Source organism: Micromonospora sp. NPDC048887 (assembly GCF_040649715.1).
Classification (GTDB): domain Bacteria; phylum Actinomycetota; class Actinomycetes; order Mycobacteriales; family Micromonosporaceae; genus Micromonospora.
The window spans coordinates 34,436-57,604 of sequence record NZ_JBEZGA010000003.1; the positions used below are offsets into that span (position 1 = coordinate 34,436).

Consider the following 23,169-nt stretch of genomic DNA (forward strand, 5'->3'; position numbering starts at 1 on the left):
CTCCACCCGGCCCGCAGGCCCCGGTGATCAAGGAGTTCGTGTCACGCCCGAGCCCGTTCGGGGACACGAACTCCTTGATCACTGGGGAAGAGACGGCGGCGAGCGCGACCCCGGCCAGCAGCGGCGGCACCGCCTCGCGGTACGGCGCGACCGGGTCCGGCCACCTCGGGTCGGGTGCGGGCGGGATCAGGCGGATCAGCACGATCCCGGCCAGCGCCGGGATCCACCGGTGCCACATCGGTACGGTGCCGTCGTGGTCGGCGCTGTACCTGATGCCGGTGTTCCCGGTCACCACCAGGAGGAGCGCCGCGACGGCGACGAGCCCGAGGCCCGCCAGGAGGATCACCCGTCCGGCGCGGGATGACGGCCGGCGGTCGGGACGTCTGTCGTCATCGCCGGCACGCTACCAACGCGCGGCGAACGGACCGGGCGGCTCAGCTCTTGAGTGGGTCGTGCCCCCAGTTCATCAGCGACCAGCGCCAGCGGGTGTCCCGGACGTCTCCGGACGGCCGCTGGGCCAGGTGGCGGTGGACGTACCCGATGACCTTGCGCATGTGCTTGTAGTCGGCGGCGGTGAGGTCGGCGCGCTTGCGGCGCAGCAGGTCGACGATGCGCCGGCCGGAGTCGTGGCCGACCGACTCACCGCCCTGGGTGCCCTTCTTGTGCCAGCCGACGTGCTTGGACTCCTCGGTCTCCAGCCAGCGGGTCAGCTCGCCCGGCTTCATGTTCACCGCGTCGGTGAACTCCCGGTAGGTCTGCTGCGGGTCCTCAGCGCGACTCATGGCGAAGCACCTCCGGCCGGTGGGCGACGTCGCGGCCCGAGTCGTCGTTGGTGATCCGGTACTGCGGCTGCGCGGGCGAGGCGTTCACGGTGTGTCCGCGTACGTGGGTGCGCTCGGTCAGCTTCTCCTTGACGACGCCGTACGCCCGGCCGCTGTGGCTGGCCCAGGAGACGTGGTCGCCGGCGCGGAACTCCTTCTCGGCCATGCGGCCCGGTTACCCGTGCCGGACACCGAGTAACGGTGTGGTCAGGGCCGGATCTCCGCGATCGGCAGCTTGATCGCGAAGGGCTCGGACAGCTCGATCACCTCGCTGCTGTCGTCCACCAGCTCGTACTGCCGCTCGCCGCCGGGGCCGATCCGGTCACCGAGGCGGTACGCGTAGAGGTGCACCGGGTCCTGCTCGATCCGCCAGTAGAACGGGATCCGCGCGGCGGCGTACTCGCCCGGCTTGGCGAACCGGTCGACGCGCCGGGTGCCGGGGGAGACGATCTCGACGGCCAGGACGACGTCCGCCGGTCGCAGGAGGGACCTGTCGCTCGGCAGCCCGGCGTGGTGGAGCAGCACGTCCGGACGGCGACTGGAGTCGACGTCCAGACCGATGCTCACCGCCTGGGCCGCGCGCAGATGGGCTGGAACGCGGGATCGCAGCCATATCGCCAGCAGGCTGGCGATGCCTTGGTGGCCGAGAGTGGGGAAGGGCGTCAGGTGGATGATGCCATCGACGAGTTCGACGCTCGGTGCTTCGGGCGGCAGCGTCAGTAGGTCGTCCAGCCTGTAGTCGGTCAGCAGTTGCCGAATGGGGTCAGGGCGCCAGGGAAAGGCTGAGGTGGGGGCCGGGCCGACGCTCATGGGGACAGCGTGCCGCGTGCCACGGGAGGGTCGATCGCACAGCGGGTCCGTTGGCGTCAGCCGGCCGGCTTCTCCGCGACGAAGATCGCGGTGCCGGGGAACAGCCGGCCGCGCAGCGGGCTCCACTGCCCCCAGACCCCCTCGTGCCCGGCGGGCCACTCCGGTTCCACCAGGTCCAGCAGGCGGAAGCCCGCCCCGACCAGTTCCCGGATCCGGTCGCCCAGGGTGCGGTGCTGCTCGACGTACGTGGCCACACCGTTCTCGTCCTGCTCGACGTACGGGGAACGGTCGAAGTACGAGTGCACGGCGGTCAGCCCGCCCTCGCCCGGGTCGTCCAGGAAGATCCAGCGCATCGGGTGGGTGACCGAGAAGACCCACCGGCCGCCCGGCCGCAGCACCCTCGCCACCTCCCGCATCGCCGCCGCCGAGTCGTCCACGAACGGGATCGCGCCGAACGCGGTGCAGACGGTGTCGAACGCGGCGTCGGCGAACGGCAGCGCGAGCGCGTCGGCCTGCACCAGCGGCACGCGTACCCCGGTGCGCCCGGCGGCCTCGGCGGCGTGCCGCAACATGCCCGCGGACAGGTCGAGTGCGACCGGCCGGGCGCCCTGGGCGGCGAGCCAGCGGGCGGCGGCGGCCGCCCCGGCGCCGAGTTCGAGGATCCGCCGGCCGGTGACGTCGCCGAGCAGCCGGGCGTCGGACTCGCGCAGCCCCTCCGGGCACCAGACGAAGTCGACCTCGCCGAGGAACGCGCCGTGCTCGTCCTGGTACGCGTCGGCGTCGGTGTCCCACCAGCCGCGGTTGGCGCGGCGGATCTCCCCGGCGTCGACCCGTCGGCGGGTCACCCTGTCGTCGTCCACGGGTTCACGCTAGGTCCGGCGGCGCGGACCCGGTGCGGTGGGGTGGCGGCTGGGGCGGATGTGACGGACGAGACAGCGATGGCACCTTACCGAGCAAAATCTCCGCTTTCGCAGGGGATGAGTTCGCACGGACCCGGGAGGGCTTGCACGCTGTGGTAATGCAGCGGGTAGGCTAGACGATGCGCTCGCGGATCGTGTGCCTCGGCAGGGAGCAGGTGCGCGGTCACCGGAGCCACTAATGATCTTCTCGCGTCGATCGTTCGGTGTGCCCGGCGACGGATCCGTTGGCGCGGAAGAGTCACCGCGACACCCATGCCCGCTGTGACAACCCATCCGACCGGAGCAACCGCCCACATGACGAGCAGCATCGAGGCCACCTCGAGCGCCAACAAGGTCACCCACGACGACCTCGGCTCTGAGGAAGCTTTCCTCGCCGCGATCGACGAGACCATCAAGTACTTCAACGACGGCGACATTGTCGAAGGCACCGTCGTCAAGGTCGATCGGGACGAGGTCCTGCTCGACATCGGCTACAAGACCGAGGGTGTCATCCCCTCTCGGGAGTTGTCGATCAAGCACGACGTGGACCCGGCCGAGGTCGTTTCGGTGGGTGACCACATCGAGGCCCTCGTCCTCCAGAAGGAGGACAAGGAGGGTCGGCTGATCCTCTCCAAGAAGCGGGCGCAGTACGAGCGGGCCTGGGGCACGATCGAAAAGATCAAGGACGAGGACGGCGTCGTCCGCGGTTCGGTCATCGAGGTCGTCAAGGGTGGTCTCATCCTCGACATCGGCCTGCGTGGCTTCCTGCCCGCGTCGCTCGTCGAGATGCGGCGTGTGCGTGACCTGCAGCCGTACGTCGGCCGCGAGCTCGAAGCCAAGATCATCGAGCTGGACAAGAACCGCAACAACGTGGTGCTGTCCCGCCGTGCCTGGCTGGAGCAGACGCAGTCCGAGGTGCGCACCGAGTTCCTCAACAAGCTCCAGAAGGGGCAGGTCCGCAAGGGCGTCGTCTCCTCGATCGTCAACTTCGGCGCGTTCGTCGACCTGGGCGGCGTGGACGGCCTCGTGCACGTCTCCGAGCTGTCCTGGAAGCACATCGACCACCCGTCCGAGGTCGTCGAGGTGGGCCAGGAGGTCGAGGTCGAGGTCCTGGACGTCGACCTGGACCGCGAGCGGGTCTCGCTGTCGCTGAAGGCGACGCAGGAGGACCCGTGGCGTCAGTTCGCCCGCACCCACGCGATCCAGCAGATCGTGCCGGGTAAGGTCACCAAGCTGGTGCCGTTCGGCGCGTTCGTCCGGGTGGACGACGGCATCGAGGGCCTGGTCCACATCTCCGAGCTGGCCGAGCGCCACGTGGAGATCCCGGAGCAGGTCGTGCAGGTCGGCTCCGAGGTCATGGTCAAGGTCATCGACATCGACCTGGAGCGCCGCCGGATCTCGCTGTCGCTCAAGCAGGCCAACGAGGGCTTCGTCGAGGGCGAGGAGCACTTCGACCCGACCCTCTACGGCATGGCTGCCACGTACGACAACGAGGGCAACTACATCTACCCGGAGGGCTTCGACCCGGAGACGGGCGAGTGGCTCGAGGGCTACGACAAGCAGCGGGAGACCTGGGAGAACCAGTACGCCGAGGCCCGTCAGCGCTGGGAGGCCCACACCAAGCAGGTGCAGACCTCCCGCGCCGCCGACGCCGAGGCTGCCGCCAACCCGGCTCCGGCCACCACCGGCACCACCTCGACCTCGACCTCGGCCCCGAGCCGTCAGGCCGAGGAGCCGGCCGGCACGCTCGCGACCGACGAGGCGCTCGCCGCGCTGCGGGAGAAGCTCGCCGGCGGCAAGTGACCGGACGCTGACGCGGGTCCGTCCCACCGGACGGACCGCCGACTGCCTCTGACGACGGGCCCCGTCCCCGCGTTCCGCACCAGCGGAGCGCCGGGGGCGGGGCCCGCGTCGTGTGGCCGGGCGGTTTGGCATGCGGACGAAGGATCCGGTTGACTGTGCGGGTGCTGAAGGTGGGGCTGACCGGCGGAATCGGATCGGGCAAGAGCGCGGTGGCGAGCCGGCTCGCCGCGCTGGGCGCGGTGATCGTCGACTCGGACCGCATCGCCCGCGAGATCGTCGCGCCCGGCACCGACGGGCTGGCCGAGGTGGTCGCCGCCTTCTCCGACCGGGTCCTGGACGCCGACGGGGCGCTGGACCGGGCCGCCCTGGGCGCGCTGGTCTTCGGTGACGAGGCCGCCCGCCGCACGCTCGAAGGGATCACCCATCCCCGGGTACGCGCGCGCAGCGCCGAACTGGTCGCCGCCGCCCCCGCCGACGCGATAGTCGTCAACGACGTACCGCTGCTGGCCGAGGTGGGACTCGCGCCGACGTACCACCTGGTGGTCGTGGTGCGGACGGCCGTGCCGATCCGGATGGCCCGGCTGACCCGCGACCGGGGCATGGCCCCGGCGGAGGCCCAGCGGCGCATCGCCGCGCAGGCCGACGACGCCACCCGCCGCGCGGTCGCCGACGTGCTGCTCACGAACGACGGCACACTCGCCGAGCTGCACGCCGCGGTGGACGTCCTCTGGCGGGACCGCCTGCTGCCCTACGAGCGCAACGTCCGCGAGCGCCGCGCCGTCCCGCCCGACCCGGCGGCGCCGGCCGAGCCGGACCCGACCTGGCCCGAGCAGTACGCCCGGCTGGCCGCCCGGATCCGCCACGCGGCCGGCGGCGACATCCGCGTCGACCACGTCGGCTCCACGGCCGTGCCGGGCCTCGCCGCCCCGGACGTGATCGACATCCAGGTGACGGTCTCCTCGCTGGCCGAGGCGGACGGGCCGCTGGCGCGGCGGCTGGCCGAGGCGGGGTTCCCGCGGCTGCCGGGCGAGTGGTGGGACACCCCGCGTCAGCCGGAGGAGGTGCGCTGGCCCAAGCGGCTGCACGGGAGCGCGGACCCGGGGCGTCCGGTGCGCCTGCACCTGCGGGAGGCCGGTTCGCCCGGCTGGCGGTACGCGCTGCTCACGCGCGACCACCTGCGCGCCGACCCGGCTCGGCGGGCCGACTACCTCCAGGTGAAGCGGGAACTGGCGGCGGCCGCGCCGGAGCGCGCCGCGTGGGGCACGGTGACCGATCCCTGGTTCGACGAGGAGCACCTGCGCGCCGAGGAGTGGGCGGCGCAGAGCGGCTGGCGGCCCTGACCGGGCGCTCCGGCTCAGCGGGCTGTGGAGGCCCCGCCGGTTCAGCGGGGCGGCGCGGACGGCCCGCCGCTGCCCGGCGTGAGGTCGAGCCGGATCCACACGCCCGGCCGGGTGCGCAGTTCCATCCGGCGCGGCAGGCCGCCGCGGTCCAGCCACAGGCGGCGGTTGCCGGACAGCTCGAACACGTCGACCGTCCGGTCGCCCAGCCGGTCCTCCCGGACCCGGGCGGTGGCGCCGGGCGCGTGCCGGGCCGCCCGCAGGGCCGCGTCGAGCAGCCGGTCCAGGTCATCGCCGGGCGGTCGCGTGGGGGCGGCGAGCAGCGCGGGCGGCATCGGCGTCGGGAGGGACGCGGGCCCGTCGGGGGGGTGCCGCACCTCGGCCACCCGGTCCGGCCGGACCCACCGCAGGGTACGCCGGCCGCTGCCCTCCTCGACCACGACGAGGTACGCCGACGGGCTCGTCCAGTTCACCGTGCCGGTGGCCCGCAGGTCGGCGGACGGGCCGAGCGGGGCGGCCACGTCCACCGACGCGCCGCGCAGTGCCCGTAGCCGGGCGGGCAGCGTGGCCAGCCGGGCGGCCTCGTCGTCGGTGAGCGCCCGGGGCTGCCCCGGCCGGCCGCCGAGGGCGTCCACCGCGCGCAGGGCGGGCCGGTCGGCACGGATCAGGTCGACGGTGACGGGCGTGCCGTCGGCCAGCCGGCCGGTGAGCCGGTGCAGCCGGGCGTCCGCGTCCACCCACAGCGCCGGCCGGCCGCCGAGCGGGGCCAGGGGCGCCTGGAGCACGTCCACCGGGACGCCGTCGACCTGGTCGCGGCGCAGCCACCGCCCGTCGGCGGCGGGCCTGTCGACCCGGTCGGCCCCGAGCCCGATCAGCAGGTCGCGTACCGCGCCGAGGCCGTGGCCGCCGGCCGGATCGCGCAGCCGCCACCGGTCCGCCGGTGGCACCAGCGGCGGCCGGGCCGGGGTGGGGAGCGCGGCGGGGTCGGGACGTACCAGCAGCGCGGACGCGACGGCCTGCACCAGGCCCCGGTCGGCACCCGCGCCCGGGCCGCCGACGTCCAGGTAGACCAGGGGGCGGGCCCAGTCGACCCAGCCGACCAGTTCGGTACGGGCGGCGTCCGCGCCGACGGTGACCCGGACGCCGGCGCGCACGTCGCGCAGGTTGGTGACCCGCAGCGCTGCCACCCGGTCGGCCTGGGCGGCGGTGAGGGGGCGTTCGGCTGCCGCCTTGTCGGTGTGGCCGGGTACCCACGCCGGCAGGGCGGCGACGAGCGTCGCGGCGGATATCGCAGCCGCCGCCACGAGCGCGGCGAGCGCGAGCCGGCGCCGGCCCGGCCCGTCCGGCGGATCGTCGGCGCCGTCCAGTTCCGGTTCGCCGGCCGGCCGGGTGACGAGCGTGGGGTGGTGGCCGGCGAGCAGGCCGGCGCGGCGGCGACGCCCGGCCACTGTGGCGGGCCGGGTCGGTGTGCTGGTGCGGCCACGCCGGTGACCCCGGCCCGGTTCACGGGGTACGGCCTGGTCGCCGCCGCCACGCGCGGAGGACCGGTGGGGACGGCTCACCCCGCGCGGGCGGCCCGGCTCGTCGGCGGGCGGGGGCGTGCCGGTGCCGGTGTCGGGCTCGCGTCGCGGCCGGCGCTCGGGAGAGGTCCCCACGAGTGGAGAACGCGAGAGCGGGGTTTCGGTGACGAGCAGGGGCGCTCGCGGCGGCCGGTCAGCGCTGCGCGCGACCACCGTCGGCGCGCACGCCGGTCGTCCCGGGTGCTGCGGCCCTGGCGCCGGGGGCGACCGGCCCGCGAGGGGCGATCACCGGCCCGGTCGGCCGCCGCGAGCGGCCTACGGTACGAGGATAGGCCGGTGAGATGAGCCACACAATGCGAATATCGAAGCGGATCAGGGACGGTCAGTGGTCGTGGCCGAAGTGTCGGACCCCGGGCGTACGGTTGGTGTCATGGCGCTCGACATTCCCCGGCTCGACGGCCGCTTCCAGGTCGTCAGTGAGTTCCAGCCGGCCGGTGACCAGCCGGCTGCCATCGACGAGCTTGAGCGCCGCGTGCGGCGCGGCGACCGCAACACGGTGCTGCTCGGCGCGACCGGCACGGGCAAGAGCGCCACCACGGCGTGGCTGGTCGAGCGGCTCCAGCGGCCGACCCTGGTGCTCGCCCCCAACAAGACGCTCGCCGCCCAGCTCGCGAAGGAGTTCGGCGAGCTGCTGCCGGGCAACGCTGTCGAATACTTCGTCTCCTACTACGACTACTACCAGCCCGAGGCGTACATCCCGCAGACCGACACCTACATCGAGAAGGACTCCTCGATCAACGAGGAGGTCGAGCGGCTGCGGCACTCGGCCACCATGTCGCTGCTCACCCGGCGTGACGTCATCGTGGTGGCCACCGTCTCGGCGATCTACGGCCTGGGCACGCCGGAGGAATACCTCGACCGGGCCGTGCGGGTCAAGGTCGGCCAGGAGCTGGATCGCGACCAGTTGCTGCGCCGGCTCGTCGACATTCAGTACACGCGCAACGACATGGCCTTCCAGCGCGGCACGTTCCGGGTGCGCGGCGACACGCTGGAGATCATCCCGGCGTACGAGGAGCTGGCGGTCCGGATCGAGCTGTTCGGTGACGAGATCGAGAAGCTCTACTACCTCAACCCGCTGACCGGTGACGTGGTCCGCGAGGTCGACAGCCTGATGATCTTCCCGGCCACGCACTACGCCGCAGGCCCGGAGCGGATGGAACGGGCGATCCGCGACATCGAGGCCGAGCTGGGCGAGCGGCTGGCCGAGCTGGACCGGCAGGGCAAGCTGCTGGAGGCCCAGCGGCTGCGCATGCGCACCACCTACGACATCGAGATGATGCGCCAGGTGGGGTTCTGCTCCGGCATCGAGAACTACTCGATGCACATCGACGGCCGGCTGCCCGGCAGCCCGCCGCACTGCCTGCTCGACTACTTCCCCGACGACTTCCTCACCGTGGTCGACGAGTCGCACGTGACCATCCCGCAGATCGGCGGCATGTACGAGGGCGACGCCTCCCGCAAGCGGATGCTCATCGACCACGGCTTCCGGCTGCCCAGCGCCGCCGACAACCGGCCGCTGCGCTTCGACGAGTTCCTGGAGCGGGTCGGCCAGATGGTCTACCTCTCGGCGACCCCCGGCCCGTGGGAGCTGGAGCAGGCGCAGGGCGAGTTCGTCGAGCAGGTGATCCGGCCGACCGGCCTGATCGACCCCGAGGTGGTGGTCAAGCCGACGAAGGGGCAGATCGACGACCTCATGCACGAGATCAAGCTGCGTACCGAGCGGGACGAGCGGGTGCTGGTCACGACGCTCACCAAGAAAATGGCCGAGGACCTCTCCGACTACCTGCTGGAGAACGGCATCCGGGTGCGCTACCTGCACTCCGAGGTCGACACGCTGCGCCGCGTCGAGCTGCTGCGCGAGCTGCGCAAGGGCGACTACGACGTGCTGGTGGGCATCAACCTGCTCCGGGAGGGTCTCGACCTGCCCGAGGTGTCGCTGGTGGCGATCCTCGACGCCGACAAGGAGGGTTTCCTGCGCAGCGGCCGGTCGCTGATCCAGACCATCGGCCGCGCGGCCCGTAACGTCTCCGGTCAGGTCCACATGTACGCCGACAAGATCACGCCGTCGATGGCGAGCGCGATCGACGAGACCAACCGGCGCCGGGCCAAGCAGATCGCGCACAACGAGGCGAACGGCATCAGCCCGGAGCCGCTGCGCAAGAAGATCCACGACATCCTCGACGACATCTACCGTGAGGCGGAGGACACCGAGAACAGCAACGTCGGCGGCGCGGCGCGGCAGTTGTCCCGGGGCAAGGCGCCGGTCAAGGAGACGCGCAGCCGCCGGGGCGCGGCGGCGACCCCGTCGCGGGAGGGGATGGCCCGGGCCGACCTGGCCAACCTCATCCAGGAGCTGAACGACCAGATGCTCGCCGCCGCGCGGGAGCTGCAGTTCGAGCTGGCCGCGCGGATCCGCGACGAGGTCGCCGACCTCAAGAAGGAGCTGCGCGGGATGGACGCCGCAGGGGTCCGGTGACCGGCGCGGCGGCGCGATGCTGACCGAGGCCGTCGTCGGGCACCCCGACCCTCGGCTGCGCCGGTGGGTGGGCAGCTACCTCGGCTACCGCGAGGACGCGCCCGTCCCGCTGGTACGCCGGGAGGTGGCGGGCGCCTTCGTGGTGCTGATCCTCGGCTGGGGCGACCCCCTCGACGTGACCGATCCGCGTGCCGCCGGCCGGGGCGGGTCCGCCGCGAACGCCTTCCTGGCCGGTCCGTTCGACGGCTGGTGCGTCACCCGGACGGCCGGGACCGGCACCGGGGTGCAGGTGCTGCTGACCGCCCCGGCGGCCCGCCGCCTGCTCGGGCTGCCGCTGGCCGAGCTGGCCAACCGGGCGGTGCCGGTCGGCGCGGTGGCGGGCTGGCTGGCCCGGCTGCGCGACGAGCTGGCCGGCGAGCCGGGCTGGCCGGAGCGCTTCGCCCGGCTCGACGCCGCCCTGGCCGCGCGGCTGGCGGCGACCGCGCCGGTGGACCCGCACCTGCTGGCCGCCTGGCGGCGTCTGGACGGCAGCGGGGGAGCGGTCGGCGTGGCCGCGCTCGCAGGGGAGCTGGGCTGGTCCCGGCGCCACCTGTCGGTCCGGTTCCGGCAGGAGTTCGGCCTGCCGCCGAAGACTGTCGCCCGGCTGCTGCGCTTCGAGCGGGCGTACGCGAGCCTGGGCCGTACCCTTCTCACCGCGCCGGTCGCGGTGCCGGACGACGCCGGCTGGGCGGAGCGGGCGGCCCGGTGGGGCTACTACGACCAGTCGCACCTGATCCGGGAGTTCCGCGAGTTCGCCGGCACCACCCCGGCCGCGCTGACCGGGCCCGGATCGCATTCGTCCAATCCGGCCTGACCGCCCCGGCGGCAGACTGACCGCCATGCGAAGCATCTATCCGGTCCTGCGGTATCCCGACGTGCGAGCCGCCGTCGACTTCCTCTGTTCGGCGTTCGGCCTCACCGTGCGCGAGGCCCACGAGCTGCCCGACGGCACCATCGGCCACGCCGAGCTGGCGTACGGCGACGACCTGGTGATGCTCGGCCCGGGGCCGGCGCCGCAGTCCCGGCCGGCGGACGACGACTACCGCGTCTACGTGGCGCTCGACGACGTGGACGCGCACCACGAGCGCGCCCGGGCGGCCGGGGCGGAGATCGTCCGGGCGCCGTTCGACACCGACTACGGCTCGCGTGACTACGCCGCCCGCGACGTGGCCGGGCTGGTCTGGTCGTTCGGTACCTACCGCCCCTGAGCACGCCGTCCGCGCGGTTGCGCTCTGTGGGGGAGGTATTGCCGAGCGTGACGGCGATGCGTACGCTCCCTCCCGGGAGGCGCGCATGCCGTTGTCAGCAAGTCCTGTGGTCCGGAGGGCGAGGCTCGGTGTGGAGCTGCGCCGGCTGCGCCGTCGCGAGTCGCTCACGCTCGAGCAGGTCTGCGCCCGGTTGGGCTGGGCGTCCACGTCGAAGCTGTCCCGCATCGAGCTGGGGCAGAGCCGGCCCGACCTGGCCGACGTGCTCGACCTGCTCGACGTCTACGCGGTGCCGTCGCCGCAGCGCGACGAGCTGATCGTCATCGCCCGCGACGCCGCCACCGGCCGGGGCTGGTCCAAGGCGCTCGGCGAGATGGGGGAGCGTCAGCGGGCGTACGCCGAGCTGGAGGCGGGCGCGGAGCGCATCGTGGAGTACCAGTGCGTGCTCGTGCCCGGGCTGCTCCAGACCCCGGCGTACGCCCGGCTGCGGGTGTCGGCCGGCGCGGCGCTGACCGGGGAGGTGGACGTGGAGGCGGACGTGCGCGCCCGGGTGGCACGCCAGGAGCTGTTGATCCGGCCGGACCCGCCGCACTACACCGCGCTTGTCGACGAGCGCGTCTGCGACCCGGACGGCCTGCCCGCGGACGTGTGGCGCGACCAGATGCGGCACCTGCTCGCGCTCGCCGAGCGGCCCCGGGTCAGCGTCCGGGTGCTGCCGTCGGCGGCGTCGGGCGGCGACGGGCCGCACCCGCTGGCACCGTTCTCCTACTACGCCTACCCCGACCCGGAGGACCCGCGCACCGTGCTGGTGGAGACGCTCACCACCGACCTGCGGCTGGTTGCCGAGGCGGAGGTGGCCCACTATGAGCGGGTGATCGAGCGGCTGCTGGCGGCGGCGCTGCCGCGGGACGCCTCCGCCGAACTGGTGGCCCGGCGGCTCGGCGCGGCGCCGGTGCCCCGGCCGCGCGGCCCGCACGAGTAACGGCTCGTCGGCTGGGCGCGGCCACCGGGCCCGGCGCCCCCGTTGCCCGTCGGGATCGGTGACCGCGCAGCGCGCAGGCTACGGCGGGGGTACGACAGTTCAGGCCGGAACGTCGATGAAGTGCTCGACCAGGGGCGGTCCGGCGAAGTGCGGGCCGATCAGCCCACGCCACTGCGCGAACCGTTCGGTCTGGCGGAAGTTCACGTCGTGGGCCTCGACCGAGTCCCACTCGACGAGCAGCACGAACCGGGTGGGCGACTCCACGCCGCGGGTCATCCGCACGGAGCGGCAGCCGTCGGCGCCGGCGAGGATCGGCCGCGCCTGCGCGTAGGCGGCGGCGAACTCGTCCTCGTGTCCGGGAGTCACATCGATGAGCGCAACCTCAAGAACCATGCTGGCAGCCTGCCATGCCGGCCGCCCGCCGGCGCGTCCCGGGGTGAATGTGCCGGCGTGCTGCGTAGAGGCGCAGGGCTAGCCTCCTAGGACGCATTGCGCGACGTGAGCCGCGGCACCTCGGGAGATCAGGCAGCGGCCCGGAGATGCGCCATGCGGGTGCGATGGTGAACAATGGCGGCCGAGGAGGGGAGTATTCCCCCGCGACGGAGTCGTCAGCACGGAAGAGCGCCCGTACCCCCAGGCGCCCGACCCGGCTCCGTCGGTCGGAACCCGGCCCCGGGCCCCGGCGGAAGAGACCTCCGACAGTCACCCCAGTCAGCGTCGACGCACCCCGCGACCACACCCGGGCGTACGGTGTGCCTCGGCGCAGCGTGTCTGCCGGAGGATGGATTTGAACGTGTCCGCATTGGTGTGGGCGGTAACGCTGATCGCGATGACCGCGATCCTGCTCGCCGACCTGTTCATCATCGGCCGGCGGCCGCACGAGCCGAGCGTCCGCGAGTCCAGCCTGTGGGTGGGCTTCTACGTCGGCCTGGCGCTGGTCTTCGGGGTGGTGCTCTGGCTGACCGCCGGTGGCCGCGTCGCCGGTGAGTTCTACACGGGCTGGCTCACCGAGTACAGCCTCTCGGTGGACAATCTCTTCGTCTTCGTGATCATCATGGCGCGGTTCGGGGTGCCCCGGCAGTACCAGCAGAAGGTGCTGCTCATCGGCATCATTCTGGCGCTGGTCATGCGCGGTGGCTTCATCGCGGCCGGTGCGGCGCTGATCTCCCAGTTCTCCTGGGTGTTCTACATCTTCGGCGCGTTCCTCATCTACACCGCCGTCAACCTGGCCCGGCAGGGCGAGCCGGACGAGGACGAGTTCAGCGAGAACGTGCTGATCCGGTGGAGCCGCAGGGCGCTGCCGCTGTCCCGGGACTACGACGGCGCGAAGGTGACCACCCGGGAGAACGGCCGGCGGCTGTTCACGCCGATGCTGATCGTGATGATCGCGATCGGCACCACCGACCTGATCTTCGCGCTGGACTCGATCCCGGCGATCTTCGGCATCACCCAGGAGCCGTACCTGGTCTTCACCGCGAACGTGTTCGCGCTGATGGGGCTGCGGCAGCTCTACTTCCTGCTGGGCGGCCTGCTGGACCGGCTCATCTACCTCAGCTACGGCCTGGCGGTGGTGCTCGGCTTCATCGGCGTGAAGCTGATGCTGGAGGCGCTGGCCGAGAACAACCTGCCGTTCATCAACGGCGGCGAGCACGTGGCGTGGGCCCCGCACATTCCGATCTGGCTCTCGCTCACCGTCATCCTCGGCACCCTGGCCGTGGCGACTGTGGCCAGCCTGGCGAAGTCGTCGCGGGACCGGCGCCGGGAACTGGCCCAGGCCCGCCGCTGATCCGTCCGTACCGTCGGGGCGCTCCCGTGCCGGGGGCGCCCCGAGGCGTGTCTGGGGTCAGACGCGGTGCGCACCGACGAGGGTGGCTCTCCGGTCGGCCGGCAGTTCCTCCTCGATCACCCGCCGGGTCAGGTAGCAGGCGTGCAGCATCCGGCGCCGGCCGCCGTGCGGCTCGGCCGACACGATCCCGACGTGGTGGATGCGCCGGCCGGGCCGGGCGAAGAAGTAGAGGTCGCCGGGGCGTTCGGCGTCAAGCGGCACCTGCGAGGTCGCCGCCGCCTGGTCGTCGGCGTCGCGGGGCAGTGTGATGCCGTACCGACGCCAGGCCAGGTGCACCAGCCCGGAGCAGTCGATGCCGTCGGTGGACATGCCGCCCCAGACGTAGGCCAGGTCGCGCAGCCGCTCGGCGACCGCGAGCACCTTCTCGGCCTCGGGACGCTCGGCGGGCAGTGGCACCAGATCGTCCTCCGGGGCCCAGAGCGGATCGGGCCGCCCGGGTACGCGGACCGGACGCCTGCCGTCCACCGCCGGCCCGGCCGGTGTGAGCCGGGTGCCGAGGACCACGCCGGTGAGCGCCGCGTCGCCCTCCGACCCGGCGCGCAACGCGGTGCGGGCGGCGTCGACGGTCAGCGGGCCGTCAGCGGCCGGGTCGGCGTCGGCCAGGTGGGCGGCCCGCAGCCAGCCCGGATAGCCGTCGGTGCCGAGCTTCGCGGCGGGCTGGCCCAGGGCCACCACCCGGACCCAGCCGTCCGGGCGGGTCTCGATGACACGCACCGGCTCGCCGAGCAGCAGCTGGGTCAGGACACAGTCGCCGACGCGCTGGTCGCGGTCCATGCCGGCGATCCAGGCAGCGACGTCGGGGGAGCCGGCGAGGGCGGGACGGTCGACCGGGCGTACCGCCTCGGGGGCGGTCCACAGGGTCGCCACCGGCACTCGTACGACGGCTCGCCGGCCGGGCTGAGGCGCCACGCGTACCCCTCTCTCCGGTGGTCGTCGGGGCGACCATATGAAAAATTCTGACGTTGCTCAACCAACTGTCTGAATTTTAGCTTCACGCAGTCCGGTGACGCCCAGACCCGGCGCGTCGGGCAGCAGCACGCTCGCGTCCTCGTACCGGATGCCACCGGTGACCGGCGACCAGGCCAGCCACCAGGCGGCGTCGAGGTCCGACACGGCCGTGGTGCCGTAGGCGGCGACCAGGCTGGCCGCGGCGCCGACCCCCACCGGGCCCTCCATCATCGAGCCGACGATGGTGCCCATGCCGTGCGCGGCGGCCAGGTCGAGCAGCGTGCGCGCCGGTTGCAGGCCGCCGCACTTGGCCAGCTTCACATTGACCATGTCGGCCGCCCGGCGCCGGATCACCTCGACCAGGTCACGCACGTCGAAGACGGACTCGTCGGCCAGCACCGGCAGGTCGACCCGGTCGCTGACCCAGGCCAGCCCGTCCAGGTCACGGCGGTGCACCGGCTGCTCGACCAGCTCCACGTCGAGTCCCGCGTCCTCGATCGCGCGGATCACCCGGACCGCCTCCCGGGGCGTCCAGCCCTGGTTGGCGTCCAGCCGGATCCGTACGTCCGGGCCCACCGCCGCGCGCACCGCGCGGACCCGGTCCAGGTCGCCGCGGGCGTCGGTGCCGACCTTGAGCTTGAGCACCGTGAATCCCTCGGCCCCGCGCCGGGCCGCCGTCGCGGCCAGGTCGACCGCGTCACCGGCGGCCAGCGTGACGTCGGTCGGCACGCGCAGCGCCGTGCCTCCGAGCAGACGCACCAGGGGTACGCCGAGCCGCCGCGCGGCCAGGTCGTGCAGCGCCACGTCGAGCGCCGCCTTCGCCGACTCGTTGCCCACCACGGCACCGCGCACCAGCGCGCAGGCCGCCTGGAGGTCGTCGGCGTCGCGGCCGATCAACAGCGGCGCGAGCAGTTCGCGTACGCACGCCTCGGCGCCCGCCACCGACGCGCCGGTGACCTGCCAGACCTGCGGCGCCTCCCCGAAACCCGGGCGGCCGTCGCTGTCGATGACCTCCACGACCAGCGTGTCCACGGTGGTGGTACGGCGCAGCGCGGTGACGAACGGCGTGTGTAAGGGGGCCGAAAGGCGGTGGGTGCGTACCGCGGCGATCGTCATGTGGGGCACCCTATAGCCAACTGGCGGCGAGCAGGGGAGGGCCGATGTCCGGGCGGGAATGGGAGCTGGTGGGCGCGCCGAACGCGCGTGACCTGGGTGGACTGCCGACGGTCGATGGACGTCGGGTGCGCGCGGGGCGGCTCATCCGCACGCCCGCGCTGGGCCGGCTCACCGACGAGGACCTGCCGGTGCTGGGCAAGCTCGGCCCGGCCTGCGTGGTGGACCTGCGTGACGCGCACGAGCAGGCGGTGGCCCCGCCGGACCGGCTCGTGGGCGAGCCCCGCACCGTGCACCTGCCGGTCTACGACGCGGCGCACCCGGTGTTCACGTACGTCTCGGCGGTGTTGCAGGGCCACGACCTGGACGCGTACGCGGCGCTGGCCCGCGAGGGCATGCCGGGGGCGATGACGGCGATCTACCGCTGGTTCGTCACCGGGGAGTCGGCGCGGGCCGGGTTCGGCGCGGCGGTGCGGCTCGCCGCCGAGGGCGCGAACCTGCCGCTGCTGTTCCACTGCTCGGCCGGCAAGGACCGCACCGGCTGGCTGTCGGTGGTGCTGCTGACCGTGCTGGGCGTCCAGGAGGAGGCGATCCGCGCCGACTACCTGGTGCACAACGAGCTGACCGAGAGCCTGCGCGAGGTGCTGCTGTCCGCGATGATCCAGCGCCGGCCGGACCTCGACCCGGCGGTGGCCCGGCCGCTGCTGGAGGTGCGCCCGGAGTACCTGGACGCCGCCTACGACGAGGTGCGCCGCGCGCACGGCTCGTTCGACGCGTACCTGCGCGACGGTCTGGGGGTGACCGACGCGCACCGCGCGGCGCTGCGCGAGCGGCTGCTGGAGTAGCGGGTCAGCCGGCCAGGTCGTGCCGCGCGGCCCAGACCCGCGCGGAGACGTGCGCGATCAGCCGGCACGCGTCGTCCTCGGTCTCGTCGCCGTCCGCGCCGCCGTCGGCCAGGTCGGTGGTGGTGCAGACGACGATCGTGTACGGCGGCGCGTCGTCCGGGAACACCACGCCCGCGCCGTGGCGCACGCCGCGTACCCAGCCGTTCTTGTGCGCGACGCGGGTGCCGTCGGGCAGCCCGGCGGCCAGGTCCTCGCGGTGTTCCTGCGCGACGAGCACGTCGAGCATGGCGGCGCAGGCGGCCGGCGAGGCGAGCGGACCCGGCCGGGTCGCGCCGAGCGCCAGCTCGCCGAGCAGGGCGGCCAGGTCGGCGGCGGTGACCAGGTTGTCGACGCCCGAGTCGCGGGCGGCGAAGTCCTCGATGCCGCGGCCGGTGACGCTGTGCCGGGCTCCGGCGAGCGCCCACGCCTGCGCCACGGCGGGCAGCCCCACCTGGCCGATGCAGATGTTCGTGGCCAGGTTGCTGGACCGGACGATCATCCGTTCGGCGAGCCAGCGCAGCGGCGCCTCGCCGCCGACGCGGTCCCAGACCGCCTCGTCGTTGTCGTAGTCGCGGTCGTTGGCGAAGCGGGGTGCCCCCGGCAGCGCGGAGTCGAACGAGTTACGCACCGGCACCGGCGCGTCCAGGTCGAGCCGGCCGGCCTCGGCGGCGCGGAACAGCGCCACCAGCACCGCCAGCTTCATGGTGCTCGCCGCGTAGTGGGTGGTGTCGGCCCGCCGCGCCCACGCCTGCCGCGCGCCGGGGCGGCACACGTACGCGGAGACGGTGCCGGGCACCTTGTCCAGGTGCGCGTCGAGCTCGTCCTGCCAGGTCATGCCCGCACCGTAGCCGATCTTCCCGGCGCTCGCGGGGCAGCGGTGGCCGTAGGGGCGGGGCTAGCGTACGGAGATGACGACCCCGTTGTACGACGGCATCGCCGACTGGTACGAGGAGTACGCCAGCGAGACCTCGTCGGTCTACATGCACCGCGTCCGGTCGGTGCTGGCCGGCCTGCTGGGCGACGGCCCGGGGCGCTGTGTGGACCTGTGCTGCGGCACCGGCGCGCACGCGGCCGAGCTGCGCCGTCTCGGATGGACACCGGTCGGGGTGGACCTGTCCGGCGGGCAGTTGCGCCACGCCCGCGCCCGGCTGCCGGTGGCCCGCGCCGACGCCACAGCGTTGCCGCTGGCCACCGGTGCCGTACCGGCGGTGGTCTGCGTGCTGGCGCACACCGACATGCCGGACTATCCGGCGGCGATCGCCGAGGCGGCACGCGTGCTGGCACCCGGCGGGCGGCTGGTGCACGTCGGCGTGCACCCGTGTTTCGTCGGCGCGTTCGCCGACCGGTCCGAGCCGGAGCGGATCGTGATCGACGGCGGGTACGCCTCCCGGGAGCACACGCTCCGGTCCTGGAACTCGATCGGCGTCCGCGCCCGGGTCGGCGCCTGGCACCTACCTCTGGCCGGCCTGCTGGGCGCCGTGACGGACGCCGGCCTGCGGCTGACCCGGGTGGTCGAGTCCGGCTCCGGACCCGTCCCCGACGTCCTGGCCCTGGAGGCCACCAAGCCCCGCTGACTCCGCCGCCGTCCCGCGTCGGTGCTGCTTCCGGCGTCTCGTGTTGGTCCCGGCGTCTCGTGCCCTTTGCGCATGCCGAGTTTGTCCCTGTCGCCTCGCGTCCGTCCTTGAGATGCACATTCCGCCGACGTGGAAGTCGGGCCGCCCTCCCACCCTGCGCGCCGTGTCTCGCCCCGCGGCGAGCTAGCGCCGGCGTGCCGACTTGTGGGGGCGGTGGTGGCGAGCGGGTGCGGCGGGAGCGGGGGAGCGGGAAAGGGCGGAGCCCGGTCCGCCGTAGGGCGGGCCGGGCTCCGGGTGGTGCTGGTGACGGGCTGAGGTCAGCCGGCGTGCTTGCGGCGGGCGGCCATCCGGCCACGCTGGGTCTGGTCCAGCACCACCTTGCGGATGCGCACCGCGGCCGGGGTGACCTCGACGCACTCGTCCTCGCGGCAGAACTCCAGGGCCTGCTCCAGGGACAGCTTGCGCGGCGGGATCAGCTTCTCGGTCTCGTCGGCGGTCGACGAGCGCATGTTGGTGAGCTTCTTCTCCTTGGTGATGTTGACGTCCATGTCGTCGGAGCGGGAGTTCTCGCCGACGATCATGCCCTCGTACACCTCGGTGCCCGGCTCGACGAAGAGCTGGCCGCGCTCCTGGAGGTTGGTCATGGCGAACGCGGTGACCGAACCGGCCCGGTCGGCGACCAGCGAACCGTTGTTGCGGGTGCGCAGCTCGCCGAACCACGGCTCGTACGACTCGAAGACGTGGTGCAGGATGCCGGTGCCGCGGGTCTCGGTGAGGAACTCGGTGCGGAAGCCGATCAGGCCGCGCGCCGGGACCAGCCACTCCATCCGGATCCAGCCGGTGCCGTGGTTGACCAGCTGCTCCATCCGGCCCTTGCGGGTGGCCAGGAGCTGGGTGATGGCGCCGAGGTACTCCTCCGGGGCGTCGATGGTCAGCCGCTCGACCGGCTCGCAGGTCTTCCCGTCGATCTCCCGGGTGACGACCTGCGGCTTGCCGACGGTGAGCTCGAAGGACTCGCGGCGCATCTGCTCGACCAGGATGGCCAGGGCCAGCTCGCCGCGGCCCTGCACCTCCCAGGCGTCCGGCCGCTCGGTGGGCAGCACCCGCAGCGAGACGTTGCCGATGAGCTCCTTGTCGAGCCGGTCCTTGACCATCCGGGCGGTGACCTTCGCGCCCTTGACCCGGCCGACGAGCGGCGAGGTGTTGGTGCCGATGGTCATCGAGATGGCCGGCTCGTCCACGGTGATCAGCGGCAGCGGCACCGGGTTCTCGGCGTCGGCGAGCGTCTCACCGATCATGATCTCCGGGATGCCGGCGACGGCGATGATGTCGCCCGGTCCGGCGGACTCGGCGGGCTTGCGCTCCAGGCCCTCGGTCATCAGCAGCTCGGAGATGCGTACCCGCTGGGTGCTGCCGTCGGTGCGGCACCAGGCCACGCTCTGGCCCTTGCTGATGGTGCCCTGGCGGACCCGGCACAGCGCGAGCCGGCCCAGGAACGGCGAGGCGTCGAGGTTGGTGACGTGCGCCTGCAGCGGCGCGCCCTCGTCGTACGCGGGCGCGGGGATGGTGTCGAGCAGCGTGCGGAACAGCGGCTCCAGGCTGCTGCTGTCGTCCGGCACCGCGCCGTCGGCGGGCTGGGTCAGCGAGGCGATGCCGTCGCGGGCGCAGGCGTAGACGATCGGGAAGTCGATCTGCTCCTCGTCGGCGTCCAGGTCGAGGAACAGCTCGTAGGTGTCGTCCACGACCTCCTTGATCCGGGCGTCCGGACGGTCCACCTTGTTGATCACCAGGATGATCGGCAGCCGGGCGCGCAGCGCCTTGCGGAGCACGAACCGGGTCTGCGGCAGGGGGCCCTCGCTGGCGTCGACGAGCAACACCACACCGTCGACCATGGTCAGGCCCCGCTCGACCTCGCCGCCGAAGTCGGCGTGGCCGGGGGTGTCGATGATGTTGATGGTGACGGGCTTCGAGCCGTCCGCCGGCAGGTACCGCACGCCGGTGTTCTTGGCGAGGATGGTGATGCCCTTCTCGCGCTCGAGGTCCATCGAGTCCATGACCCGCTCGGTGTTCTCACCACGGGCGCCGTAGGCGCCGGCCTGCCGCAACATGGCGTCGACCAGGGTCGTCTTGCCGTGGTCGACGTGGGCGATGATGGCGACGTTGCGGAGGTCGGTGCGTAGCTGCATACCCTCCATACTCCTGTCTGCGGTTGCCCGGGCACGCCTCGGGGTCACCCCGAGATCGCCCGGATCTGCGTCGAAAGTGCTGTGCCGACCGTTCCAGCGACTGGCATGCTGACACCCGTGCGGGGTGCCCGATGCCTGACCTGCTGAGCTGGCTGCAGGAGCTGCCGCCCCTGCTGATCTACGTGGCCGCCGCGGCGATCGTCGCGGCGGAGACCGCGGTGATCGTCGGGCTGCTGATGCCCGGCGAGGCGACCCTGCTTCTGGTCGGCTTCCTAGCGTACGCGGGGACGCTGCGCCTCGCGCCCGTGCTGGTGGCGATGACCGCCGCCGCCGTGATCGGAGACACACTCGCGTGGCGGGCGGGCCGCCGGTACGGGCCGCGTCTGCGCGCCTCGGGAGTGGGCGCCCGGATCGGGGCGCACCGGTGGCGGCGGGCCGACTCGCTGCTGGAACGCCTCGGCGGCCGGGGTGTGCTGGCCGCCCGCTGGATCGCGTTCGCCCGCACGCTGGCGCCCCGGCTGGCCGGGTCGGCCGGGATGCCGTACCGGCGGTTCGCGCCGTGGAACCTGGCCGGGGTGGCGAGCTGGGTCGGCGCCTCGGTGCTGGCCGGTTACCTGGCCGGTGAGTCGTACGAGCGGGTGTCGAAGCTGCTCGGCCGGGCCACCGGCGCGGTGCTCGTCCTGCTGCTGTGCCTGCTCGCCGTGGTGCTGGCCGGCCGCTGGCTGGGGCGCAACCCGGACCCGGTACGCGCGCTGGCGGCGCGGGCCGCCGCGCTGCCGCCGCTGCGCTGGCTGCGAGCCCGGTACGGGGTGCTGTTCTTCCTGGTCGCCATGCGCGTCGGCCCGGCCTGGACGCTGCTGATCAACCTGGCGCTGGGGCTGGCGCTGCTGTTCGTCGCCGGGCTGGCCGTGGCGGTGCTGCTGGAGGCGGTCGTCGCGCACAGCGGGCTGGGTGTGCTCGACGGGCTGGCCGCCGACTGGTTCGCCGCCCGGCGTACCCCTGGGGTGGTCGACACGGCCCTGCTCGCGGTGTCGGTGCTGCGGGGCTGGGTGCTGATCGCCGCGGTGGCGGTGGTGGCCGTGGTGGTGGCGCGGCGCGGGCGGGCGTGGCGGGCCGACCCGCTCGGGGTGCTGGGCACTGTCGGCGCGGCCGTGCCGCTGGTGTTGCTCGTGGTGGTCGCGGACCTGACCGGCCCGGGCGGCCCGGACCGTCCCGGTGACCTGTTCCCGACACAGAACGCGGTGGTGACGGCGAGCTTCGGCACGCTCGCCTGGCTGCTGTCGCGGGGCGCCCGGTGGCCGGTGGGCGCGGCGGTGTGGACCGTCGCGTCGGCGGGCGTGGTCACGGTCACCGGCGCGCGGCTCTACCTGGGCTTCAGCACGGCGAGCGGCACCGTCACCGCGGTCCTGCTGGGCCTCGCCTGGACCACCGTGTTCGTGGTGGCGTGGGCGACCCGGGACCGCCTGGCGGACCCGGACGAGCGGCGGCCCGACGCGGACCCGGACGAGCGGCCGGCCGGCGCGGACCGGGAGGAGTCGTCCGCCGACGGGGACCAGGGCGAGCGGCCGGCCGGCTCGGTGACGGAGCCGCCGCCCCGGCCCCGGCGCCGCCGTTCCACGTTTCGGGTACCCCGCGGACCTGTCGATCCTTGTTAGGGTGCGCCGACGAGGACGACGGGGAGGTCCGATGCGGCGAGGACTCGGCCGGTGGGCCGTGGCGGTGGTGGCGCTGCTGGCGGCGGGCACGCTGACGGCGTGCGGCGAGGGGAGCGGCCGGTCCGTGAGGTAGCCGTGGCGCTGCCCAGCACGGCGGCGCCGGTCGACGAGCCGCAGGCGGCGCCGGCCGACGCGCCGAGTGAGGAACCACCGGCGGTGGCGGCGATGGGCGGCCGGCCCAGCCCGAGCGCGTCGGCGAGCGCGAAGCCGCGGGTCAAGCCGTCACGTACGTCGACCGCACCCCTGGCCCGGCCGAAGCCGCCGACCGAGACCCAGGTGCCGCCGGCGCCGCCGAAACCGGTGGAGAACGGCTGCAAGCCGAGCTACCGGGGCACCAAGGCCAGCCAGAGCCAGGTGAAGGCGGCGCTCGCCGACGCCGCGGCGCGCACCTACTGGCCGACCTCGGCGCCGGACATCCGCATCCCGCCGGCGCTGTTGAAGGCCACCGCCTGGCAGGAGAGCGGGTGGCAGTCGAACATCGTCGCCTGTGACGGCGGGGTCGGGCTGATGCAGGTCATGCCGGCCACGGCGGAGTGGATGAACCAGCGGTTCGGCCAGTCGTACGACATCGACGCCTACCGGGACAACGCCTACCTGGGCGGCACCTACCTGGCCTGGCTCACCAAGTACATCGGCGACATGTACTTCGAGTCCGACTACCGGCTGGACGCCTCGCTGTGCACTGCCGAGCTGAACTCCTGCCTGCTCAACGCCGTGATCGCGGCCTACAACTACGGGCACGGGGCGGTGGCGCGTGAGGATCAGCCGCTGGCCATCCCCAACCCGCAGTACGTGCGCAACGTGCGGGCGCTGATGACCGAGTGCGAGTGCCTGAGCTTCTAGAAGCGGGCGGACGAACGGGCGGGGGGGGGGGGGGGGCGCCCCCCCCCCCCCCCCCCCGGGGGGGCGGGGGGGCGGGGGGGCACCCGCGGCGGCGGCGCCCCCCCGGGG

21 protein-coding genes are annotated in these 23,169 nt (G+C 73.5%); 11 read left to right on the forward strand and 10 right to left on the reverse strand.

Annotation, left to right across the window (positions count from 1 at the left end):
• Nucleotides 1–434 precede the first annotated feature (434 nt).
• Genes AB0C17_RS05790 through AB0C17_RS05805 form a run of 4 tightly spaced genes read right to left on the reverse strand, consistent with a single transcriptional unit; the run spans nucleotide 435 to nucleotide 2,491 of the window.
• Nucleotides 435–782, reverse strand: a complete 348-nt coding sequence (locus AB0C17_RS05790) for a DUF3140 domain-containing protein (RefSeq protein WP_073830920.1) — start codon at nucleotides 780–782, stop codon at nucleotides 435–437.
• Nucleotides 769–987 carry a DUF2945 domain-containing protein gene (locus tag AB0C17_RS05795; RefSeq protein WP_135241212.1) on the reverse strand — a complete coding sequence of 73 codons (219 nt, stop codon included), beginning with the start codon at nucleotides 985–987 and terminating at the stop codon, nucleotides 769–771. The genes AB0C17_RS05790 and AB0C17_RS05795 overlap by 14 nt, the downstream gene beginning before the upstream one ends.
• A 41-nt stretch (nucleotides 988–1,028) precedes the next feature.
• A complete protein-coding gene (locus tag AB0C17_RS05800) occupies nucleotides 1,029–1,631 on the reverse strand; it encodes a Uma2 family endonuclease (protein WP_357380949.1) in 603 nt (200 codons plus the stop codon).
• 56 nt (nucleotides 1,632–1,687) lie between these two features.
• Nucleotides 1,688–2,491, reverse strand: coding sequence for a methyltransferase domain-containing protein (locus AB0C17_RS05805; RefSeq protein ID WP_357476848.1), 804 nt, complete (start codon nucleotides 2,489–2,491; stop codon nucleotides 1,688–1,690).
• 312 nt (nucleotides 2,492–2,803) lie between these two features.
• Between AB0C17_RS05805 and rpsA the strand changes: the two genes are divergently transcribed.
• Complete coding sequence (gene rpsA / locus AB0C17_RS05810; RefSeq protein ID WP_357380953.1) at nucleotides 2,804–4,333, forward strand: 30S ribosomal protein S1; 1,530 nt, start codon at nucleotides 2,804–2,806, stop codon at nucleotides 4,331–4,333.
• A gap of 161 nt (nucleotides 4,334–4,494) precedes the next feature.
• Nucleotides 4,495–5,673 (forward strand): dephospho-CoA kinase, encoded by a 1,179-nt coding sequence (gene coaE, locus AB0C17_RS05815; protein WP_357477263.1) that lies wholly within the window; start codon nucleotides 4,495–4,497, stop codon nucleotides 5,671–5,673.
• A 41-nt stretch (nucleotides 5,674–5,714) separates the two neighbouring features.
• Here the strand turns inward: coaE and AB0C17_RS05820 are convergent, their stop codons facing one another.
• On the reverse strand, nucleotides 5,715–7,325 hold the full coding sequence (locus tag AB0C17_RS05820; RefSeq protein WP_357476851.1) for a hypothetical protein: 1,611 nt from the start codon (nucleotides 7,323–7,325) through the stop codon (nucleotides 5,715–5,717).
• Between the two features lie 295 nt (nucleotides 7,326–7,620).
• On the opposite strand from AB0C17_RS05820, the gene uvrB reads away from it, so the two are divergent.
• The 4 genes from uvrB (at nucleotide 7,621) to AB0C17_RS05840 (ending at nucleotide 11,952) form a co-directional block, all read left to right on the forward strand.
• Nucleotides 7,621–9,726 carry an excinuclease ABC subunit UvrB gene (gene uvrB / locus AB0C17_RS05825; RefSeq protein ID WP_357380959.1) on the forward strand — a complete coding sequence of 702 codons (2,106 nt, stop codon included), beginning with the start codon at nucleotides 7,621–7,623 and terminating at the stop codon, nucleotides 9,724–9,726.
• Between the two features lie 16 nt (nucleotides 9,727–9,742).
• Nucleotides 9,743–10,579 carry a helix-turn-helix transcriptional regulator gene (locus AB0C17_RS05830; protein ID WP_357380961.1) on the forward strand — a complete coding sequence of 279 codons (837 nt, stop codon included), beginning with the start codon at nucleotides 9,743–9,745 and terminating at the stop codon, nucleotides 10,577–10,579.
• Nucleotides 10,580–10,604: 25 nt separating this feature from the next.
• Complete coding sequence (locus AB0C17_RS05835; RefSeq protein ID WP_357380963.1) at nucleotides 10,605–10,973, forward strand: VOC family protein; 369 nt, start codon at nucleotides 10,605–10,607, stop codon at nucleotides 10,971–10,973.
• Between the two features lie 85 nt (nucleotides 10,974–11,058).
• Nucleotides 11,059–11,952: a DUF5753 domain-containing protein gene (locus tag AB0C17_RS05840; protein WP_357380964.1), complete on the forward strand. Its 894-nt coding sequence runs from the start codon at nucleotides 11,059–11,061 to the stop codon at nucleotides 11,950–11,952.
• A 99-nt stretch (nucleotides 11,953–12,051) separates the two neighbouring features.
• Here the strand turns inward: AB0C17_RS05840 and AB0C17_RS05845 are convergent, their stop codons facing one another.
• Nucleotides 12,052–12,345, reverse strand: a complete 294-nt coding sequence (locus tag AB0C17_RS05845) for an antibiotic biosynthesis monooxygenase (protein WP_357380967.1) — start codon at nucleotides 12,343–12,345, stop codon at nucleotides 12,052–12,054.
• 394 nt (nucleotides 12,346–12,739) lie between these two features.
• On the opposite strand from AB0C17_RS05845, the gene AB0C17_RS05850 reads away from it, so the two are divergent.
• Entirely contained in the window at nucleotides 12,740–13,738 is a 999-nt protein-coding gene (locus tag AB0C17_RS05850) for a TerC family protein (protein WP_357380969.1), read from the forward strand.
• A gap of 57 nt (nucleotides 13,739–13,795) precedes the next feature.
• Here AB0C17_RS05850 and AB0C17_RS05855 read toward each other — a convergent pair whose 3' ends face one another.
• A complete protein-coding gene (locus tag AB0C17_RS05855) occupies nucleotides 13,796–14,665 on the reverse strand; it encodes a C40 family peptidase (RefSeq protein WP_357474998.1) in 870 nt (289 codons plus the stop codon).
• 99 nt (nucleotides 14,666–14,764) lie between these two features.
• On the reverse strand, nucleotides 14,765–15,862 hold the full coding sequence (locus tag AB0C17_RS05860; protein ID WP_357380973.1) for a dipeptide epimerase: 1,098 nt from the start codon (nucleotides 15,860–15,862) through the stop codon (nucleotides 14,765–14,767).
• 44 nt (nucleotides 15,863–15,906) lie between these two features.
• On the opposite strand from AB0C17_RS05860, the gene AB0C17_RS05865 reads away from it, so the two are divergent.
• Nucleotides 15,907–16,704 carry a tyrosine-protein phosphatase gene (locus tag AB0C17_RS05865; RefSeq protein ID WP_357474995.1) on the forward strand — a complete coding sequence of 266 codons (798 nt, stop codon included), beginning with the start codon at nucleotides 15,907–15,909 and terminating at the stop codon, nucleotides 16,702–16,704.
• 4 nt (nucleotides 16,705–16,708) lie between these two features.
• Here AB0C17_RS05865 and AB0C17_RS05870 read toward each other — a convergent pair whose 3' ends face one another.
• Nucleotides 16,709–17,578 carry a serine hydrolase gene (locus AB0C17_RS05870; protein WP_357476854.1) on the reverse strand — a complete coding sequence of 290 codons (870 nt, stop codon included), beginning with the start codon at nucleotides 17,576–17,578 and terminating at the stop codon, nucleotides 16,709–16,711.
• 73 nt (nucleotides 17,579–17,651) lie between these two features.
• Here AB0C17_RS05870 and AB0C17_RS05875 point away from each other — a divergent pair, with 73 nt between their 5' ends.
• Nucleotides 17,652–18,317 carry a class I SAM-dependent methyltransferase gene (locus AB0C17_RS05875; RefSeq protein WP_357474989.1) on the forward strand — a complete coding sequence of 222 codons (666 nt, stop codon included), beginning with the start codon at nucleotides 17,652–17,654 and terminating at the stop codon, nucleotides 18,315–18,317.
• A 317-nt stretch (nucleotides 18,318–18,634) separates the two neighbouring features.
• Here the strand turns inward: AB0C17_RS05875 and typA are convergent, their stop codons facing one another.
• Nucleotides 18,635–20,503 carry a translational GTPase TypA gene (gene typA / locus AB0C17_RS05880; protein WP_357476857.1) on the reverse strand — a complete coding sequence of 623 codons (1,869 nt, stop codon included), beginning with the start codon at nucleotides 20,501–20,503 and terminating at the stop codon, nucleotides 18,635–18,637.
• A 131-nt stretch (nucleotides 20,504–20,634) separates the two neighbouring features.
• Here typA and AB0C17_RS05885 point away from each other — a divergent pair, with 131 nt between their 5' ends.
• Together AB0C17_RS05885 and AB0C17_RS05890 are read left to right on the forward strand one after the other, a co-directional pair.
• On the forward strand, nucleotides 20,635–22,158 hold the full coding sequence (locus tag AB0C17_RS05885; protein ID WP_357476860.1) for a DedA family protein: 1,524 nt from the start codon (nucleotides 20,635–20,637) through the stop codon (nucleotides 22,156–22,158).
• A gap of 99 nt (nucleotides 22,159–22,257) precedes the next feature.
• Nucleotides 22,258–23,061, forward strand: coding sequence for a transglycosylase SLT domain-containing protein (locus tag AB0C17_RS05890; protein WP_357476863.1), 804 nt, complete (start codon nucleotides 22,258–22,260; stop codon nucleotides 23,059–23,061).
• Nucleotides 23,062–23,169 lie beyond the last annotated feature (108 nt).

Coding starts and splice junctions, on each gene's coding strand:
- AB0C17_RS05790 (WP_073830920.1), bottom strand. CDS start 782: ATGAGTCGCGCTGAGGACCCGCAGCAGACCTACCGGGAGTTCACCGAC.
- AB0C17_RS05795 (WP_135241212.1), bottom strand. CDS start 987: ATGGCCGAGAAGGAGTTCCGCGCCGGCGACCACGTCTCCTGGGCCAGC.
- AB0C17_RS05800 (WP_357380949.1), bottom strand. CDS start 1,631: ATGAGCGTCGGCCCGGCCCCCACCTCAGCCTTTCCCTGGCGCCCTGAC.
- rpsA (WP_357380953.1), top strand. CDS start 2,804: ATGCCCGCTGTGACAACCCATCCGACCGGAGCAACCGCCCACATGACG.
- uvrB (WP_357380959.1), top strand. CDS start 7,621: ATGGCGCTCGACATTCCCCGGCTCGACGGCCGCTTCCAGGTCGTCAGT.
- AB0C17_RS05830 (WP_357380961.1), top strand. CDS start 9,743: ATGCTGACCGAGGCCGTCGTCGGGCACCCCGACCCTCGGCTGCGCCGG.
- AB0C17_RS05835 (WP_357380963.1), top strand. CDS start 10,605: ATGCGAAGCATCTATCCGGTCCTGCGGTATCCCGACGTGCGAGCCGCC.
- AB0C17_RS05840 (WP_357380964.1), top strand. CDS start 11,059: ATGCCGTTGTCAGCAAGTCCTGTGGTCCGGAGGGCGAGGCTCGGTGTG.
- AB0C17_RS05845 (WP_357380967.1), bottom strand. CDS start 12,345: ATGGTTCTTGAGGTTGCGCTCATCGATGTGACTCCCGGACACGAGGAC.
- AB0C17_RS05860 (WP_357380973.1), bottom strand. CDS start 15,862: ATGACGATCGCCGCGGTACGCACCCACCGCCTTTCGGCCCCCTTACAC.
- AB0C17_RS05865 (WP_357474995.1), top strand. CDS start 15,907: ATGTCCGGGCGGGAATGGGAGCTGGTGGGCGCGCCGAACGCGCGTGAC.
- AB0C17_RS05870 (WP_357476854.1), bottom strand. CDS start 17,578: ATGACCTGGCAGGACGAGCTCGACGCGCACCTGGACAAGGTGCCCGGC.
- AB0C17_RS05875 (WP_357474989.1), top strand. CDS start 17,652: ATGACGACCCCGTTGTACGACGGCATCGCCGACTGGTACGAGGAGTAC.
- typA (WP_357476857.1), bottom strand. CDS start 20,503: ATGCAGCTACGCACCGACCTCCGCAACGTCGCCATCATCGCCCACGTC.
- AB0C17_RS05885 (WP_357476860.1), top strand. CDS start 20,635: ATGCCTGACCTGCTGAGCTGGCTGCAGGAGCTGCCGCCCCTGCTGATC.